Annotated in this window: 17 protein-coding genes; 1 reads left to right on the top strand and 16 read right to left on the bottom strand. The window is 42.6% G+C overall.

Annotated features, from left to right (window positions below; translation table 11 throughout):
- Window positions 1-12: 12 nt before the first annotated feature.
- From upp to IEU81_RS09475, 16 genes are all read right to left on the bottom strand, one after another.
- A complete protein-coding gene (gene upp / locus IEU81_RS09550) occupies window positions 13-642 on the bottom strand; it encodes a uracil phosphoribosyltransferase (RefSeq protein ID WP_092599607.1) in 630 nt (209 codons plus the stop codon).
- Between the two features lie 61 nt (window positions 643-703).
- Complete coding sequence (gene glyA, locus IEU81_RS09545; protein ID WP_186089165.1) at window positions 704-1,939, bottom strand: serine hydroxymethyltransferase; 1,236 nt, start codon at window positions 1,937-1,939, stop codon at window positions 704-706.
- A 13-nt stretch (window positions 1,940-1,952) separates the two neighbouring features.
- Window positions 1,953-2,501, bottom strand: a complete 549-nt coding sequence (locus IEU81_RS09540; protein WP_092599613.1) for a TIGR01440 family protein — start codon at window positions 2,499-2,501, stop codon at window positions 1,953-1,955.
- Window positions 2,470-2,898 (bottom strand): ribose 5-phosphate isomerase B, encoded by a 429-nt coding sequence (gene rpiB / locus IEU81_RS09535; protein ID WP_092599616.1) that lies wholly within the window; start codon window positions 2,896-2,898, stop codon window positions 2,470-2,472. Before rpiB ends, IEU81_RS09540 begins: the two co-directional genes overlap by 32 nt.
- Window positions 2,899-2,961: 63 nt before the next feature.
- Window positions 2,962-3,372, bottom strand: coding sequence for an arsenate reductase/protein-tyrosine-phosphatase family protein (locus IEU81_RS09530; protein ID WP_092599619.1), 411 nt, complete (start codon window positions 3,370-3,372; stop codon window positions 2,962-2,964).
- Window positions 3,365-4,414, bottom strand: coding sequence for an L-threonylcarbamoyladenylate synthase (locus IEU81_RS09525; protein WP_231957221.1), 1,050 nt, complete (start codon window positions 4,412-4,414; stop codon window positions 3,365-3,367). Before IEU81_RS09525 ends, IEU81_RS09530 begins: the two co-directional genes overlap by 8 nt.
- Window positions 4,407-5,261, bottom strand: a complete 855-nt coding sequence (gene prmC / locus IEU81_RS09520; RefSeq protein WP_092599625.1) for a peptide chain release factor N(5)-glutamine methyltransferase — start codon at window positions 5,259-5,261, stop codon at window positions 4,407-4,409. Before prmC ends, IEU81_RS09525 begins: the two co-directional genes overlap by 8 nt.
- Window positions 5,248-6,327: a peptide chain release factor 1 gene (gene prfA, locus IEU81_RS09515; RefSeq protein ID WP_092599628.1), complete on the bottom strand. Its 1,080-nt coding sequence runs from the start codon at window positions 6,325-6,327 to the stop codon at window positions 5,248-5,250. The genes prmC and prfA overlap by 14 nt, the downstream gene beginning before the upstream one ends.
- Window positions 6,328-6,427: 100 nt before the next feature.
- Window positions 6,428-6,688 (bottom strand): type B 50S ribosomal protein L31, encoded by a 261-nt coding sequence (locus IEU81_RS09510; protein ID WP_092599631.1) that lies wholly within the window; start codon window positions 6,686-6,688, stop codon window positions 6,428-6,430.
- A gap of 116 nt (window positions 6,689-6,804) precedes the next feature.
- Window positions 6,805-8,097, bottom strand: coding sequence for a transcription termination factor Rho (rho, locus tag IEU81_RS09505; RefSeq protein ID WP_373867779.1), 1,293 nt, complete (start codon window positions 8,095-8,097; stop codon window positions 6,805-6,807).
- 214 nt (window positions 8,098-8,311) lie between these two features.
- A complete protein-coding gene (gene glpX, locus IEU81_RS09500; RefSeq protein ID WP_186089171.1) occupies window positions 8,312-9,277 on the bottom strand; it encodes a class II fructose-bisphosphatase in 966 nt (321 codons plus the stop codon).
- Between the two features lie 193 nt (window positions 9,278-9,470).
- Window positions 9,471-10,739, bottom strand: coding sequence for a UDP-N-acetylglucosamine 1-carboxyvinyltransferase (gene murA, locus IEU81_RS09495; RefSeq protein WP_092599640.1), 1,269 nt, complete (start codon window positions 10,737-10,739; stop codon window positions 9,471-9,473).
- Between the two features lie 38 nt (window positions 10,740-10,777).
- The gene (gene fsa / locus IEU81_RS09490; protein ID WP_092599643.1) at window positions 10,778-11,419 is read right to left on the bottom strand and encodes a fructose-6-phosphate aldolase; all 642 of its coding nucleotides are present in this window, start codon (window positions 11,417-11,419) and stop codon (window positions 10,778-10,780) included.
- Between the two features lie 202 nt (window positions 11,420-11,621).
- Complete coding sequence (gene pyrG, locus IEU81_RS09485; RefSeq protein ID WP_186089173.1) at window positions 11,622-13,241, bottom strand: CTP synthase; 1,620 nt, start codon at window positions 13,239-13,241, stop codon at window positions 11,622-11,624.
- A 130-nt stretch (window positions 13,242-13,371) separates the two neighbouring features.
- Window positions 13,372-13,881: a DNA-directed RNA polymerase subunit delta gene (rpoE, locus tag IEU81_RS09480; RefSeq protein WP_092599649.1), complete on the bottom strand. Its 510-nt coding sequence runs from the start codon at window positions 13,879-13,881 to the stop codon at window positions 13,372-13,374.
- A 73-nt stretch (window positions 13,882-13,954) separates the two neighbouring features.
- Entirely contained in the window at window positions 13,955-14,785 is an 831-nt protein-coding gene (locus tag IEU81_RS09475) for a GNAT family N-acetyltransferase (protein ID WP_186089175.1), read from the bottom strand.
- Window positions 14,786-14,950: 165 nt separating this feature from the next.
- Between IEU81_RS09475 and IEU81_RS09470 the strand changes: the two genes are divergently transcribed.
- Window positions 14,951-16,534 carry a BCCT family transporter gene (locus IEU81_RS09470; protein ID WP_186089177.1) on the top strand — a complete coding sequence of 528 codons (1,584 nt, stop codon included), beginning with the start codon at window positions 14,951-14,953 and terminating at the stop codon, window positions 16,532-16,534.
- Window positions 16,535-16,609: the final 75 nt, after the last annotated feature.

Genomic DNA, 16,609 nt, shown 5'->3' with positions numbered 1-16,609 from the left:
TCCTAAGTTTTTTTATCGTGTACCAAATAATCTGTCGCCGGCATCTCCGAGGCCGGGAACAATATAACTTTTCTCATTCAGTTTTTCATCGAGTGCAGCAATATAAATATCGACATCAGGATGCGCTTCTTTTAATACTTCCACACCTTCCGGAGCAGCAATCAGGCAAATAAAACGGATTTTTGTTGCACCGTGTTTTTTAACAGCTGTAATTGCTTCTACTGCAGACGCGCCTGTAGCGAGCATCGGGTCGATAACGAAGATATCTCTTTCTTCTATATCGCCGGGGAATTTTGCATAATATTCGATTGCTTCTAATGTTTCAGGATCACGATACAAACCGATGTGTCCAACACGTGCAGATGGAATCAATTTTAAAATACCATCCTGCATACCGAGTCCCGCACGTAAAATAGGCACGATACCTAATTTTTTACCGCTGAGACGTTTAGCAGTTGTTTCCTGCACAGGTGTCTGTACTGTCACATCTTCGAGTGTAAGATCTCTCGTTACTTCATAAGCCATCAGCATACCCACTTCATCGACCAGTTCTCTGAACTCTTTCGTCGATGTATTTTCGTCGCGGATATAACTCATCTTATGCTGTATTAATGGATGCTCCATTACTTGTACTTTCGCCATATTACTTCCTCCACTCTAAAATTAACCGGATGATCCCATCCGGTTTATATTATAACGCAGTTTATTTATATAGTGGATACTTTCCTGTCAATTTCATCACTTTATCTGAAATTCCATCAAGTCCCTCTTCATTTTTCAATCGTGTCAGTGTTTCAACGATAATATTGCCGACTTCTGTCATATCCTCTGCAGTAAATCCGCGCGTCGTCATTGCAGGCGTACCGAGACGAATACCGCTCGTTACGAACGGTGACGCTTCATCAAATGGTATCGTGTTTTTATTTACTGTAATACCCACTTCGTCCAGCGCCTCTTCAGCAGCTTTTCCTGTTAAGCCGAATGATTTCACATCGACGAGAACCAGATGGTTATCAGTCATACCCGAGACGATACGCAGGCCGCCTTTATGAAGTGACTCTGCCAGTGCCTTAGCATTGTCTATAACGCGCTGCTGATAGTCTTTAAAATCAGGCTGAAGTGCCTCGCCGAACGCAACTGCTTTCGCCGCGATAACGTGCATTAACGGTCCGCCCTGAATTCCCGGGAAGATATTTTTATCGACTGCTTTTGCATATTCAGCAGACGTTAAAATCAAACCGCCGCGCGGACCGCGTAATGTTTTGTGCGTCGTTGACGTTACAAAGTGCGCATGCGGAACCGGATTAGGATGTAACCCAGCAGCAACCAGCCCTGCGATATGTGCCATATCTACTAATAAATAGGCACCGACTTCATCTGCAATTTCACGGAACTTTTTAAAATCAAGTGTTTTAACGTAAGCACTGCCGCCTGCAACGATCATTTTAGGCTGTTCTTTTTTAGCGATTTCCAGCACTTCGTCATAATCGATTTCTTCCGATTCTTTTTGAACTCCGTAAGATACAAAGTTGAAAAGCTTGCCGCTGAAATTCACCGGTGAACCATGTGTTAAATGTCCGCCGTGTGATAAGTCCATGCCAAGCACTGTATCTCCCGGCTGAAGAACAGAGAAATATACTGCCATGTTTGCCTGGGAACCAGAATGCGGCTGAACGTTGGCATGCTCTGCACCGAAAATTTCTTTGGCACGGTCACGCGCAAGGTTTTCCACAACATCTACATGTTCACAGCCGCCGTAGTAGCGTTTACCAGGATAGCCTTCTACATATTTGTTCGTTAAAATTGAACCCTGTGCTTCAAGCACTGCAGGTGAAACAAAGTTCTCACTCGCAATTAATTCAATATTGTTATTTTGTCTGTCCAGTTCTTTATCGATAACTTCCTGTACTTGTGGATCCTGAGATTTAATATTAGACATTGTGTTCTCCCCTTTATTTATAATGTGCTCTTGGTCCGCCGACGAGTTTCGGACGGCTTGACGCTATCGTAACAACTGCTTCCCCTACAGTTTTAACAGATGTTCTTACCGGAATGGCCACATGTTTTAAATGCATGCCGATCAGCGTTTGGCCGATATCAATACCGATATCTGCCGTGACCGATTCAACAACTGCCGGGTCCGGTATTTCTTTATAAGCGTGTTCACTTAAACTGCCGCCTGCATTTTTATGAGGAACGACTGATACTTCTTCTAAGTCCAGTGCTTCCATCGTTTGTCTCGTTGTTGTTAACGAACGGTTGATATGTTCACAGCCCTGAAACAGTATGTGCAGATCTTCATCTTCAGCAATCTTAGAAAAATGGCTGTAAATGACTGCTGCTGCTTCAGCTGAACTGTTTTTACCAATCCGTTCGCCAATTGTTTCAGATGTAGAACATCCAATCACCAGTACTTTGCCGGATGTAAAAAATTCTGTTTCGGAAAGTTCTTTAGTTAAAGTCTCCAAATCATTCTTCAATTTTACAAACGCGTCTTTCATGTCTGCCTCCCTCAAATTCAGTGTTTAGCCACGTATCTACCACTTCGAGTGCCAGACCGGGTCCAATCACTCTTTCACCCATAGCAAGAATGTTAGAGTCATTGTGACTGCGCGTCGCTTTTGCTGAAAATGTATCGTGCACCAGGGCACAGCGGATGCCTTTTGTTTTATTCGCAGTAATGTTCATACCTATACCGGTGCCGCAAATTAAGATCCCTCTGTCATACTCTCCTGACGCCACTTTTTCTGCGACCGGCTTAGCATAGTCCGGATAATCCACAGATTCTGTGCTGTCAGGTCCGAGATCTGTAAAGTCTATTTCTTTCTCACTTAAATATTCCGCGACGGTCTTTTTTAAATTCACACCGCCATGATCGGATGCGATAACAACTTTCATACACTCATCTCCTTAGAACATATTATAACCATCAGTATACCGACTTTCAAAAGATTACTGGTATTACCACTTAAATTTATCGATATAGTGCTTCAGCTGATAAAAAACTGCGTCATAATCCTTTTTTGTCCCGCCGTATGGATCGTTTATATCTGCCGTTTCTTCAGAAGCATATTCCGAGATCAGCTGAACGTTGGCCTCCGGCCAGCGACTTTTGATGATTTCTTTATGACCATTGCCCATGACGAGCAGCGTACTGTCTTTAACATCTTCTTCTGTCAGCTGCTGCGGCAGTGAAGGCAGCGGCAGATGCTCATCTTTTATAATTTCAAGCGACTGGCTGTTCGTTGTATCCTCTGCAACGTAAAGTCCGCGGGAAGAAATATCTGTCTTTGGAAACTTTTGACGTGCATAACTTTCAGCCAGCGGGCTTCTGCATGTGTTGCCGGTACAAATAAATAAATATTTACTCACTTCGAATCACTTCATTTCCTGTTGCTTTATAGATACGGTTCATGAGTCCTTCAGATTCCGGGACTTTATCGAAACCGTGAATGAAAATAATATCGACATCTGACGTATCCATAATACGGAGTGCCGAATATAAATTGCGCGCAGCTTCTCTGTAACTGTCGCGGTCTCTGCACAGGCCGATAAAATGAATATCTTCTGAAATAAATTCTCTGGCAGATTCCGGTGCAATAATACCGACTTTCTGATGACGGTCAACAGGCAGTTTCGTATTATTATTAATCCCGCCTTCAATAACAATCAGCGGCTGGCTGGGTGCATAATGCTTATATTTCATTCCCGGTGAAATCGGCTTTTCCGATTCATCTTTTACCGTATCGATTTCTGATTCAAGCACTTCTTCCAACTCTTCTCTCGTCACAGCACCTGGACGCGCAATTCTATACGGAAACTGCGTACAGTCAAGAACGGTACTTTCAATTCCGTAAATTGCCGATTCACTGTCGACCACCCCATACAGTTTTCCTTCCAAATCATCGATGACATGCTGAGCATTAGTCGGAGAAGGTTTGCCACTGATATTAGCACTTGGCGCTGCAAGCGGTATATCCGTATATTCAAGAATCTTTCGGCCCACAGGATGACTCGGCATGCGCACAGCAACTGAATCAAGTTCCGCTACAGCATTAGAGGATAAGTAATCTCCAGTTAAAGGCAGGATAAAAGAAATCGGTCCCGGCCAAAAGGCTTCCATTAATTTAGTGACACGTTCATCAAGGGGTGCAGTAAAATTTTCTAGCTGTTTGATGCTGTGTATATGAATGATTAAGGGGTTATCTCCCGGACGGCCTTTAGCATTAAATACTTTATGTATTGCTTCAGAATTTCTTGCATCCGCAGCGAGTCCGTAAACAGTTTCGGTAGGGATGCCGATAATTTCACCATAGGTAAAGGCAATTTTAATTTCTTCAAGCTGTGCATCAATTGCTTCTTTCTTGCTGTCGTCGTTTAAATCCGTCTCTGTTATTGTCCATTTTTTAGTCAATTGCTTCACCCCATGTAAAATGTAGTATTCTGTCCTGCTGATTAATATCTTTAACGACGTGCACATCGATCCCCGGCCAGACCTTGTCTATATAACTCTTTAAGGCTGCCGCCTGGTTAAAGCCGATTTCAAAATACACTCTGCCGCCTGGTTTCAGCACTTCAGGCAGTCCGTTAATCATTTCTTTATATAAGGCAAGTCCGTCCTCTGCTGCAAATAGGGCTGTATCCGGTTCATGCTCCAGCACGGAAGGCGTCATTAAATGTCTTTCCTCATTACTGATGTACGGCGGGTTAGACACGATAACATCTGCTTTTATTTTCTGAGCAGTTAATGGTTCAAATAAGCTGCCCTGTAAATATTCAACAGATACTCCGAGCAATTCTCCATTGTCTTTGGCAACTTCGAGCGCGGCTTCAAATAAGTCTGTTACTATCACTTTATTCGAAGTCCAGTGTCTTTGCAAAGTTAATCCAATCGCACCTGTACCAGTACCGATATCAACCGCAGTTAAACCATCGTCCGCTTCTTTGTCTAAAATAAATTGAACGAGCTCTTCCGTTTCATTTCTGGGAATCAGCGTATCCGGTGTGACTTTAAAATACGAATCGTAAAAAAATGCCTTGCCCAGCACATACTGATACGGTTCGTTTTTACAGACCCGGCTGATGACATCCATATATTTTTCGCAGTCAGCTGCCGGCATTATATCATCCCCGTAGATCATGAGCCTGGTTAAATTTATATCAAATAATTCTTCCATTACAATCGATGCAATGCGGCTTTCTTGTCCAGATACACTTAAAGAGGCTTCCGCCTCTTTAAGTATTGCTTTATATTGTTTCATTATTCAAATCATCCAGTTTTGAAGTCTGTTCTTCAATAGCCAGCGCTTCAATGATTTCACCCAGATTCCCATCGATAATCTGATCCAGTTTTTGAATTGTTAACCCGATACGGTGATCTGTCACGCGGTTTTGTGGATAGTTATACGTACGAATACGCTCAGAACGGTCACCAGTACCAACCGCTGATTTTCTCTTTTCCGCATATTCTGCATGCGCTTCCTGCTGCATCATATCGTAGACGCGTGCTTTAAGTACTTTCATGGCGCGCTCTCTGTTTTTAATTTGAGATTTTTCATCTTGTGATGTTACGACTGTGCCACTTGGCAAGTGGGTAATACGTACAGCTGAGTCAGTCGTGTTAACGTGCTGACCGCCGGCACCGCTTGAGCGGTAAGTGTCAATTTTAATATCTTCGTTGCGGATATTCACTTCAACATCTTCAACTTCCGGCAATACAGCCACTGTTGCCGTCGATGTATGAATACGTCCGCCCGATTCAGTTTCAGGCACACGCTGCACACGGTGGGCACCATTTTCAAACTTCAGTTTAGAAAACGCACCTTTCCCCTGAACTAAGAAGCTGATCTCTTTAAAACCGCCGTGGTCACTGCTTGAAGCATCGACTACTTCTGTACGCCAGCCTTGATCCTCAGCAAATCTTGAGTACATTCTGAATAGATCTCCAGCAAAAATTTGCGCCTCATCACCGCCGGCTGCACCGCGAATTTCAATGATAACGTTTTTGTCGTCATTAGGATCCTTAGGAATAATAAGAATTTTAAGATCATCTTCCAATTTTGGCAGTATGTTTTCAGATTCTGAAATTTCTTCTTTCAGCATTTCAACCATCTCAGGGTCATCTGTTTCCTTCAGCATTTCTTTAGACTCTTCAATCGTTTCAAGGTGACCTTTGTATACTCTGAAAACTTCTACAGTTTCCTGAATATCACTTTGTTCTTTTGAATACGTGCGGAGTTTATCCGGATCGCTGACTACATCCGGGTCACTGAGTAATTCAGTTAATTGTTCATATCGATTTTCTATTATTTCGAGTTGATCAAACATAAGAATACGTCCTTTTCCTGGTACTTTTTAGTTTCTTTATTATAGCATATTTTTTAGACAAAAAAACTGCACTGAGTATCTCAGTGCAGTTGAAGTTTCGTTATTGTTCGTTGCTTGATTTAAGACCGAATTTTTTGTTGAATTTCTCAACACGGCCATCTGCAGATGCGAACTTCTGACGTCCTGTGTAGAACGGGTGTGAATCAGAAGAAATATCTAAACGAATAACCGGGTATTCGTTGCCATCTTCCCACTCCATAGTTTCAGAAGAAGTACGAGTAGATCCACTCAAGAATTTAAAATCTGTCGTTGAATCTAAAAAGATTACTTTTTTGTAGTCAGGATGAATTCCTTGTTTCATAATTGTCAGCTCCTTTGCCCTGAACCATCTGGAACAGAGTTATTTGTGGCTATCACCACGCATTACTTTGCCATTATACATGCTGAGACTATAAAAATCAATAACCAGCGCGAAATTTATATGACTGGTTTGCCTGTTTTCTGAGACGTAATCATGCGTTCTCTAAGCACATCGAAAAATTCTTCGTTCGTTTTCGTCGTCTTCAAAATTCTTAAGAAGCGTTCTGTGAAGTCCGATGAATCGGTAAACAGATTTCTCAGCTGCCATAGAATTTCCAGCTCTTTTTTATCCAGCAGCAGTTCTTCTTTACGCGTGCTCGAACGTCTAATATCAATTGCAGGATAAACCCGTCGCTCACTTAAGTGACGGTCCAGATGCAATTCCATGTTCCCCGTCCCTTTAAATTCCTCGTATATAACGTCATCCATGCGGCTGCCCGTATCCACTAAAGCAGTCGACAGAATCGTGAGACTGCCGCCGGCTTCAATATTACGCGCCGCGCCGAAGAAATGTTTCGGACGGTGCAGACTCGCAGGGTCCAGTCCGCCGGATAAAGTCCGCCCGGACGCCGGGATAACTAAGTTGTAAGCTCTTGCAAGACGGGTAATAGAATCCATTAAAATAATAACATCTTCCCCCATCTCAACGAGACGTTTTGCACGTTCAAGCAGCAATTCAGCCACCTTTACGTGATGCTGCGGCGGTTCGTCAAATGTCGAATGCACAACATCAGCCTGCTCTACCGAGCGTTCCAGATCCGTAACTTCCTCCGGACGTTCACCGATTAAAAGAATAAATAATTTTACATTCGGATGATTTGTAGTAATTGCCTGTGCAATTTCTTTGAGCAGTGACGTTTTACCTGCTTTTGGCGGTGCCACAATCATGCCGCGCTGACCGAAACCAATCGGTGTGACCAAATCCATAATACGCGTCGATAAATCATTCGGCTGGTTTTCTAGATGAATCCGTTCATCCGGGTACAGCGGTGTTAAAGCTTGGAAATGCGGTCGTTTTTTTACTTCTTCAGCGTTGTGATCATTTATAAAGTCAACCTGCAGCAAACCGTAATACTTCTCATTCTCTTTCGGTTTTCTGACTTTCCCCGTCACTTTATCGCCTTTTTTCAGTTCAAAACGGCGAATCTGCGATGCAGAAATGTAAATGTCTTTCTCACCTTTTGAATAGTTTACCGTACGTAAAAAGCCGTAACCATCCTGCTGGATATCATCTAAAATACCCTCCATGTAATAGTTGCCGTCTTTTTCCATTTCAGCTTCTAAAATTGCCAGCACTAATTCTTTCTTATTTAATTTACTGTAGTTCGACAGTCGTAAATTTTTTGCACGTTCAGTTAATGCTTTCGTTGTATTATTTTTATACAAAGCATCAAATGTTTCGTATTTCATATCTTGTGTCTTTGGTTTATCAGACAATATTTCCACTTCCTAATACTAATTTTATAATGATTGATGTGTTGTTTACTGGAGTGATTTAGAATGTATACTGAAAGGGCAGAGGTGATGGCCAATGCTGAAGTGATTTTTAAAAGGCATACACATATTACATCCGATGCATTGCTCATGTCAAAGAAAAACTGAAGTAAATGAGTGTTTATATGTCTTATTTATCCATAACCATATTCGGTTTTTTCTTCAAACTGTGACGGCTGTTAATGAACCGTACTGTGCCTGATTTCGCCCGCATAACGACAGAAGAAGTCTCAGCAAACCAGCTCTTATACTGAACACCTTTCATCAGTTCTCCATCAGTGACAGCTGTAGCTGCGAAAATTGCATCGTCACCGCTGACCAGGTCGCTCAATTCAAGTTTTTTCTCAGGATCCACACCCATTTCCAGGCATCTGGCATGTTCTTTATCGTTTCTTGGCAGCAGGCGTCCTTGGAAATCTCCCTCAAGCGCTTTAATTCCTGCAGCTGCGATTACACCTTCCGGTGCTCCGCCGATACCCATTAAAATATCAATTCCGGTCCAGTCAAAACAAGTATTAATCGCAGCGCCCACATCGCCATTTTCAAACATGACAATCCTTGCACCAAGCGCTCGCACCTGCTCGATAATTTCCGAACTGCGTTCGCGTTTAATAATCGTTACTGTCACATCAGATATATTTTTATTCTTTGCTTTGGCAACCGCACGAATATTGTCTTCGACAGACTTATCGATGTCGATTACACCGCGGCAATCCGGTCCTGCCGCAATTTTTGCCATATACATATCCGGTGCATGAAGGAGGTTCCCCTTATCAGCCGCCGCCAGCACAGTCATAGCACCTGCAGTGCCTTCTGCTACAGTCGTAGTTCCTTCAAGAGGATCAACTGCAATATCCAGTTCAGGTCCGCTCCCCATGCCAAGCTTCTCGCCAATATACAGCATCGGCGCCTCATCAATTTCACCTTCGCCGATCACAACTGTACCTGTCATAGGAATAGTGTCAAAAAGTCTGCGCATCGCTTCTGTCGCTGCATCATCCGCTTCATTTTTTAAACCTTTACCTGTCCAGGCTGCACTCGATAGTGCGGCCGCTTCTGTTACTCTTACGAGTTCCATTGATAGTCCTCTTTCCAAAACTGCTTCCCCCTATATATCCATGCTGATTTTCCTTAACTATTATAACACAGAGAGATTTGTCCGGATGATGTCGTTTTTTATCGTGTCTCCTCACAATGAAATCCGCCGTTGCCGCCAGCTCAACATCTATCTTCACCAAAAACGGCTTGAAAGCCCCCTTATCAGGAGTTCCAAGCCGCCAAATTTTTATTTATTCTTCTTCTTGTTCATCGCGCCATATATTCGCACCGAGCGATGCCAGCTTTTTAACAATATCTGAATATCCTCTGTCGATGTGGTTTACATTATGAATTGTCGTAACGCCATCAGCGATCAGTCCTGAAATTAACAAACACGCACCTGCACGCAAGTCGCTTGCGTAGACATCTGCGCCTTTAAGTCCAGATGGATAAATCAAAGCACTGCCGCTTTTCTTCTCGATATGCGCACTCATGCGTGTGAGCTCATCGACGTGTCTAAATCTGGCAGGATAAATCGTCTCTGTAATCTTGCTTACGCCGTCCGCTAAAAACATCAGCGGTGTAATCGGCTGCTGCAGATCTGTCGCAAAGCCAGGGTAGACCTGTGTTTTAATTGATACAGGATTGTACTTTTCAGGCTTATTAATGATGACATAGTCATCGCCGATATCGAGTTCAACACCCATTTCTTCCAGTTTCGAAGACAGTGATTCCATATGCGTCGGGATAATATTATTGACTTTATAATTTTTACCGGCTGCTGCGCCGACAATCATATAAGTTCCCGCCTCAATACGGTCGGGAATAATATTATGTGTCGTACCGTGCAGTGATTCTACGCCTTCGATACGAATCGTATCCGTTCCCGCACCTTTAATGTTCGCACCCATATTATTTAATAATGAGGCAACATCGACAATTTCCGGTTCTTTCGCAACGTTTTCTAAAGTTGTGCGTCCTTCTGCACAGCTCGCCGCAAGCATCATATTAATCGTGGCGCCTACCGAGACAACGTCGAAGAATATTTTAGCTCCGGTTAACTTTTCAGCAGTCAGATACATTGCACCATGCTCATTCGTTACTTCAGCACCCAGCGCTTCAAATCCTTTGATATGCTGATCGATGGGTCTCGGTCCAAGCGGACATCCGCCCGGCAGTCCGATCACACACTTTTTAAATCTGGAAAGCATCGCTCCCATCATATAATAAGACGCGCGTAAAGATTGTACTTTGTTGTTAGGCAGCGGCATATTTACCGCTTCTTCAGCGTTGACTTCGAGCGTGGTTCCAGATAATTCTGTTTTTATATTTAAATCATTCAAGAGACTCATCAGTGTTTTAACATCGCTGATTTCAGGCAGGCCTTCTAAAGTTACCGTACCGCTTGAAGCCATGAGCGACGCAGGTATTAGTGCTACCGCACTATTTTTAGCACCGCTGATATCAACTTCTCCAGTCAGTGTTTCACCGCCGCGCACTTTAATTACATCTTTAGCCATATATAAAGCTCCTTGTCATTTTATTATATGGAGACAGCTTATTTATTGTTCCAGTCATTTAAGAATTGCTCGATTCCTTTGTCAGTTAAAGGATGTTTCGTTAATGTTTTAATTACTTTGTAAGGGACAGTTGCTATGTCTGCACCGCGCAGCGCTGCACCATGCATGTGCCCAGAGTTGCGGATAGATGCTGCGATAATTTCAGTATCGATGTCGTGAATCGCAAAAATAGCTGCGATATCTTCGATTAACTGAAGTCCATCTAAACCAATGTCATCAAGGCGTCCGATAAACGGCGATACATATGTCGCACCCGCACGTGCTGCTGTCAGAGCCTGCACCGTATTAAATACTAAAGTAACATTAGTTTTAATACCTTCTTCAGAAAGTACCTTAACAGCTTTCATACCGTCTTCAGTCATCGGAATTTTAACGATGATGTGTTCGTGAAGTTTAGCCAATTCGCGTCCTTCTTCGATCATGCCTGCAGCATCTAGTGCAATGACTTCACCGCTGACAGGACCGCCGACAAGTTCACAAATTTCAACAAGTCTGTTGTGAAAAGAGATATCCTTTTCTTTAGCAACGAGTGACGGGTTAGTTGTTACACCGCTTAAAACGCCCCACTCGTGAATTTCTTTAATTTCATCCATATTTGCTGTATCTATAAAGTATTTCATGTAATTTTCGTCCTCCAATAATGTGATATTACTATCATTATAAATTAAAGCTTCTCAAACTGACAATGCTTTACCATTAACAGTTCATTTAAATTTGATTAAAATCCTTTAATAAGTCTCAACAGTCCTTGCTGCAGCTGGTTTTCCATCTATATCAAAAGAGTAAAAAACAGCCGGATATTCTCCGGCTGAAAGCTATTTCTTAATTATTATCTTCTTTTGTGCCATGATCGATGCACGCTTTAATTAATCCACTGAATAAAGGATGCGGACGCGTCGGACGGGACTGAAATTCCGGATGGAATTGTACGCCGACATAATAAGGATGATCTTTAAGCTCAATCATTTCAACCAGACGCCCGTCTGGTGACGTGCCGCTGAAAATCATGCCCGCTTCTTCCAGCTGCTCTTTATAACCGTTGTTAAACTCAAAACGGTGGCGGTGGCGTTCATCCACTTCATTTACCTGATACAATTCATGTGCTTTCGTACCTTCTTTAATCACGCACGGGAAGCTGCCGAGACGAAGTGTTCCGCCTAAATCGACGACATCTTTCTGGTCCGGCATTAAGTCGATAATTGCATGGGGTGTATGCTCATCAAGCTCTGAAGAGTTTGCGCCTTTTAAGCCCGCAACATTTCTTGCAAATTCAACCGTCGCAAGCTGCATGCCGAGGCAAATACCAAGAACCGGCACCTGATTTTCACGTGCATAGTTCAGAGTCAGGATTTTCCCTTCGATACCACGGTCGCCAAATCCGCCTGGTACGACGATACCGTCAACTTCACCTAAAATATCCCTAACATTTTGAGGTGTCACATCCTGTGAGTTAATCCAGTGAATATCGATATCTGCATGAACTTCATATCCTGCGTGACGCAGTGATTCAGCAACTGATAAGTATGCATCCTGCAGCTCGACATATTTGCCGACCAGGCCGATTTTAATTGTTTTATCGATTTTACTTAAATTATCGAGCAGGTGTTTCCAATCTTCCAGCTGTGCCTCGCCTTTTGATTCAAGCTTCAGATTATCGAGTACCAGATCATCCATATCCTGCTCCTGCAGAGACATGACCAGCTCGTAAATTGTTTCTTCATCTTTTGCATTAATTACACTGTCTTCATCAATATCACAGAACAATGCAATCTTATCGCGCAGATCCTCTGTCATTGGATATTCAGAACGGACAACGATCATATCCGGCTGAATTCCCAGCCCTCTCAGCTCCTTAACACTGTGCTGAGTCGGTTTTGTTTTCATTTCACCCGCTGCTTTAATATAAGGCAGTAACGTACAGTGGATAAACATGACATTATCTTTACCCAGTTCACTTCTCAGCTGGCGAATCGATTCGATAAACGGCAGTGATTCAATATCACCGGCAGTTCCGCCGATTTCTGTAATAACAATATCCGCGTCTGAAGATTCTCCAGCTTTTTTAATACGGGATTTAATTTCATTCGTGATGTGCGGAATAACCTGCACAGTTCCGCCGAGATAATCTCCGCGGCGTTCTTTTCTAATGACTTCTGAGTATACTTTCCCAGCCGTAACATTCGAGTATTTACTTACATTAATATCGATAAAGCGCTCGTAGTGACCTAAGTCCAGGTCCGTTTCTGCACCATCTTCAGTTACAAATACTTCACCGTGCTGATAAGGGCTCATCGTACCCGGGTCCACATTTAAATAAGGGTCGAATTTTTGAATCGTAATGCTGAAGCCTCTGTCTTTTAACAGCCGTCCGAGAGATGCCGCTGTGATTCCTTTTCCTAATGATGACACTACGCCACCTGTTACAAAGATATATTTTGTCATGTAAGTATCCTCCTGTATAAAATAAAAAATAGCTCCCTTTCACAAATGTGAAAAGGAGCTGGTTTACTTGTCCCTTTTTAAGGGAGCCCAAATAAAATACTATCACTTTAAAATAAAAAGTCAATATAAATTAGTAGGCATCTGCCTCGTCATCGTATTCATCCTCGAGCTTTTCTTTCTCGTCGAATTGGATTTCGTCATCAGCATCTTTACTGTCAATATCTTCTTCGTCGTCTTCGCCGTGCAGAGCACCGTCAATTTCTTCCTGCTCTTCACCCAGTTCCTTAGCACCAGGATAATCCGCATCTGCTTCTTCTTCGATGAAATCATCTTCAGCAGCCACTTCTATCTTATGAATAGTCGGTGCGACTTTATCGTTGATGTCATCGACTGAATACCATTCACGAAGACCCCAGACACCATCATCAGTACTTAAGAAGCGTCCATCCGTATTTAAGTCAGTGTAAAACTGAAGAATACGATCCTCAACTTCACCTTCAGTATAATTACCGACCTCTTTAAATTTATCTACCATTTCATAGAGGTTGGTTTCCGTTCCTTTATCTTCTAAATATATGTGCGACATATCTATAAACGAATGCTCGTCCATCATTTCTTTAGTATAGCTGTCAAGTCTCATTCACGTCATCCTTTCAAGATGTAAATACCTTAGGATATAATACAAATATTTATACGATGTTTCAAGCTTTAAATTAATATCTGACTAATTTAGTATATCGATCCGTGTTTCCGGGACTGTCTACAAGAACAAAACCAGCTGCTGTAAATAAGTTTTTATAAACCGGGTCTTTTACAGTCACTGTTGCAGTTTCCACCATATCCAGCTTGCGTCTGACTGAAGTTGCAAACTGCCGCATGGCACTTTCTGCCACTCCTTCTCCCCTGTGTTTTTCATCTACAAATATATGTTTAATATCGAGTGTTGTCCCCTCTATTTCCGCATCGATATATCCCGCTTCCTTGTCATCCATTTTCAATATAATTCTTACAGCAGGTCTGTCGACAGAATCATCCAGTTCCAGTCTTAAATTCGGAACATAGTTTCGATTTAAGTCTAAATAGTACAGACGCTCTTTGCCGATTGGACCCTCTTCTTTTGTTGCCAGGTGTAAGAAACCTGCCCGTTCATATAAATTCCATGCCCCGGCATTTTCACCGTCGACAACTAAGTATAAATGATCAAATGCAGAAAAGTTTTCCTGGACGTACACCGGTAAATTTTGCGCCACCGTTGTGCCATATCCATTCCCCTGGTATTTTTCATTAATCGATAAGGAACGGACATACACAACTTCGTGCGGCGTATCGTATCCTTCATGCTGATAATGCTTATGCAGGACAAAAAATCCGATAACTTTGCCGTCCCCTGTAACGACAACGTTTGCAGTACGATCTTTGTCTGCCAATGCATCATCAAGCACTTCCAGCGGCATGCTTGAATACACCTGCTGCTTTTCATTTAGTTCATAAGTCTCAAGGTGTTTCCTGTCTGCTTCTGTAAATTTTCTAATGTTAATTTCCATTTTTGACCCCTTTTTGACATCTTATTATAGTTTGCTATTATAGTCCCATACCCCCTATAGTGACAATTTAGACATTACATTACAACTTTCACTCATTCAGCGTTTGTCGCTGGTATTGTAAGGGTAGTAAGTAAGATAATAACAATCAATTTAGGAGGAACTCACTTGACGAATGACGATAACACTACGTCAAAGCAAAGTAACAATCCAGATCAGCCGGAAAAATTTAATTTTAGGAAACTCGGCCCTGTATTCTGGATATCAACGCTAATAATCATTGTTGTTTCTATAATAGCGATGGTTATTCCTGCACGCTTTCAGGTCGCATCTGAAGATGTGTATTCAGTAATTTCTCAAAATTTCAGCTGGTTCTTCTTACTGGTTGTATTTGGTTTCGGAGTGTTCCTGCTCTTTCTGGCACTCTCACCTTATGGCCGCGTTAAACTCGGCGGCGATAATTCCAAACCTGAATTCTCATTCTGGTCATGGATCGGAATGTTATTCTCAAGCGGTTTAGGTGTCGGTTTAGTATTCTACGGTGTTGCCGAACCGATGGAACATTACATGAAATCACCATTCTTAGGCGGACCTGTTGAATCAGCAGAAGCTGCCAGAATAGCAATGGGATATACTTATTTCCACTGGGGTATCTCACAGTGGTCAATCTTCGGTGTCGCAGGTCTTGCAATCGGTTATTTTCAGTTCCGTAAAAACCGAGACGGCCTGGTATCAACTGCATTAGAGCCGCTGTTTGGTCTCGAATATAGCCAGACAGCCAGAAAAGCAATTGATATTCTCGCAATTATTGCGACGATTACTGGTATGTCAACATCAGTCGGTTTAGGTATTATGCAGATGGACGGCGGTCTGGATATCGCATTCGGTATTCCGTCAGGTCCAATGACTCAAATTATTCTGACCGCTTTAATGACCGGATTGTTTATCTTCTCAACAATTACTGGCTTAAAACGCGGAATGAAATTCCTAAGCAGTTTAAACATGATTCTCGCACTGGTATTAACTGTATTTATTATGGCAGTCGGTCCATTTACGTTCATAATGGAAACGATTATTGTCGGACTTGGTGACTATTTGACTAACTTTGTCGGCTACTCATTAAGACTGCAGCCTTATTCAGGAGAAGCATGGGTTCAAGACTGGACAGTATTCTACTGGGCATGGGTTATTGCCTGGAGTCCGTTTATCGGTTCATTCGTTGCACGCGTATCACGCGGACGCAGCATTCGTGAATATGTAATGGGTATTCTGATTGTACCGCCGATGCTTTCATTCCTTTGGGTCGGAGCCCTTGGCGGAACGGCCATTTACTCTGACTTATTTAACAACACGAATATCGGGGAAATTGTATTAAACGATCAGACACAGGCACTCTTTGCCTTGTTTAATACTCTGCCTATTTCATGGCTCACATCAGCTATTGCGATTACTTTAATATTTACCTTCCTGGTCACATCTGCTGACTCCGCAACCTTTATCGTTGCAGGAATGAGTATAGGCAATACGGATAATCCGCCGACAGGACTTAAAATACTTTGGGGTCTGCTCCTTGGTCTTTTAACAATCGCCTTAATTTTAGCCGGCGGTCTGACGAGCCTTCAGGCAGCATCTCTCCTTGCCGGTCTGCCGTTTGCGCTCATACTCATTATGATGATTGCTTCGGTCTCCAAAGGGCTCCGCAGAGAACCTAACGAGGCAATGAAACGTAGACAGCGACGCAGAAAGTATTAAAATAGAATTATCGATATAAAAAGCAGCGCTCAAGGATTTTGGGCGCTGCTTAGTTTATGAAATGTAAGGAGTATC

This window comes from Jeotgalicoccus aerolatus, assembly GCF_014635205.1.
Classification (GTDB): domain Bacteria; phylum Bacillota; class Bacilli; order Staphylococcales; family Salinicoccaceae; genus Jeotgalicoccus; species Jeotgalicoccus aerolatus.
This window is presented reverse-complemented; position numbering and strand designations above follow the sequence as displayed.

Excerpts from the sequence above, each read along its gene's own strand:
- IEU81_RS09475 (WP_186089175.1), bottom strand. The coding sequence starts at position 14,785 with ATGGAAATTAACATTAGAAAATTTACAGAAGCAGACAGGAAACACCTT.
- rpiB (WP_092599616.1), bottom strand. The coding sequence starts at position 2,898 with ATGAAAGTTGTTATCGCATCCGATCATGGCGGTGTGAATTTAAAAAAG.
- IEU81_RS09540 (WP_092599613.1), bottom strand. The coding sequence starts at position 2,501 with ATGAAAGACGCGTTTGTAAAATTGAAGAATGATTTGGAGACTTTAACT.
- rho (WP_373867779.1), bottom strand. The coding sequence starts at position 8,097 with ATGAAATACGAAACATTTGATGCTTTGTATAAAAATAATACAACGAAA.
- rpoE (WP_092599649.1), bottom strand. The coding sequence starts at position 13,881 with ATGAGACTTGACAGCTATACTAAAGAAATGATGGACGAGCATTCGTTT.
- prfA (WP_092599628.1), bottom strand. The coding sequence starts at position 6,327 with ATGTTTGATCAACTCGAAATAATAGAAAATCGATATGAACAATTAACT.
- pyrG (WP_186089173.1), bottom strand. The coding sequence starts at position 13,241 with ATGACAAAATATATCTTTGTAACAGGTGGCGTAGTGTCATCATTAGGA.
- upp (WP_092599607.1), bottom strand. The coding sequence starts at position 642 with ATGGCGAAAGTACAAGTAATGGAGCATCCATTAATACAGCATAAGATG.
- IEU81_RS09510 (WP_092599631.1), bottom strand. The coding sequence starts at position 6,688 with ATGAAACAAGGAATTCATCCTGACTACAAAAAAGTAATCTTTTTAGAT.
- fsa (WP_092599643.1), bottom strand. The coding sequence starts at position 11,419 with ATGAAATACTTTATAGATACAGCAAATATGGATGAAATTAAAGAAATT.
- glyA (WP_186089165.1), bottom strand. The coding sequence starts at position 1,939 with ATGTCTAATATTAAATCTCAGGATCCACAAGTACAGGAAGTTATCGAT.
- murA (WP_092599640.1), bottom strand. The coding sequence starts at position 10,739 with ATGGCTAAAGATGTAATTAAAGTGCGCGGCGGTGAAACACTGACTGGA.
- prmC (WP_092599625.1), bottom strand. The coding sequence starts at position 5,261 with ATGAAACAATATAAAGCAATACTTAAAGAGGCGGAAGCCTCTTTAAGT.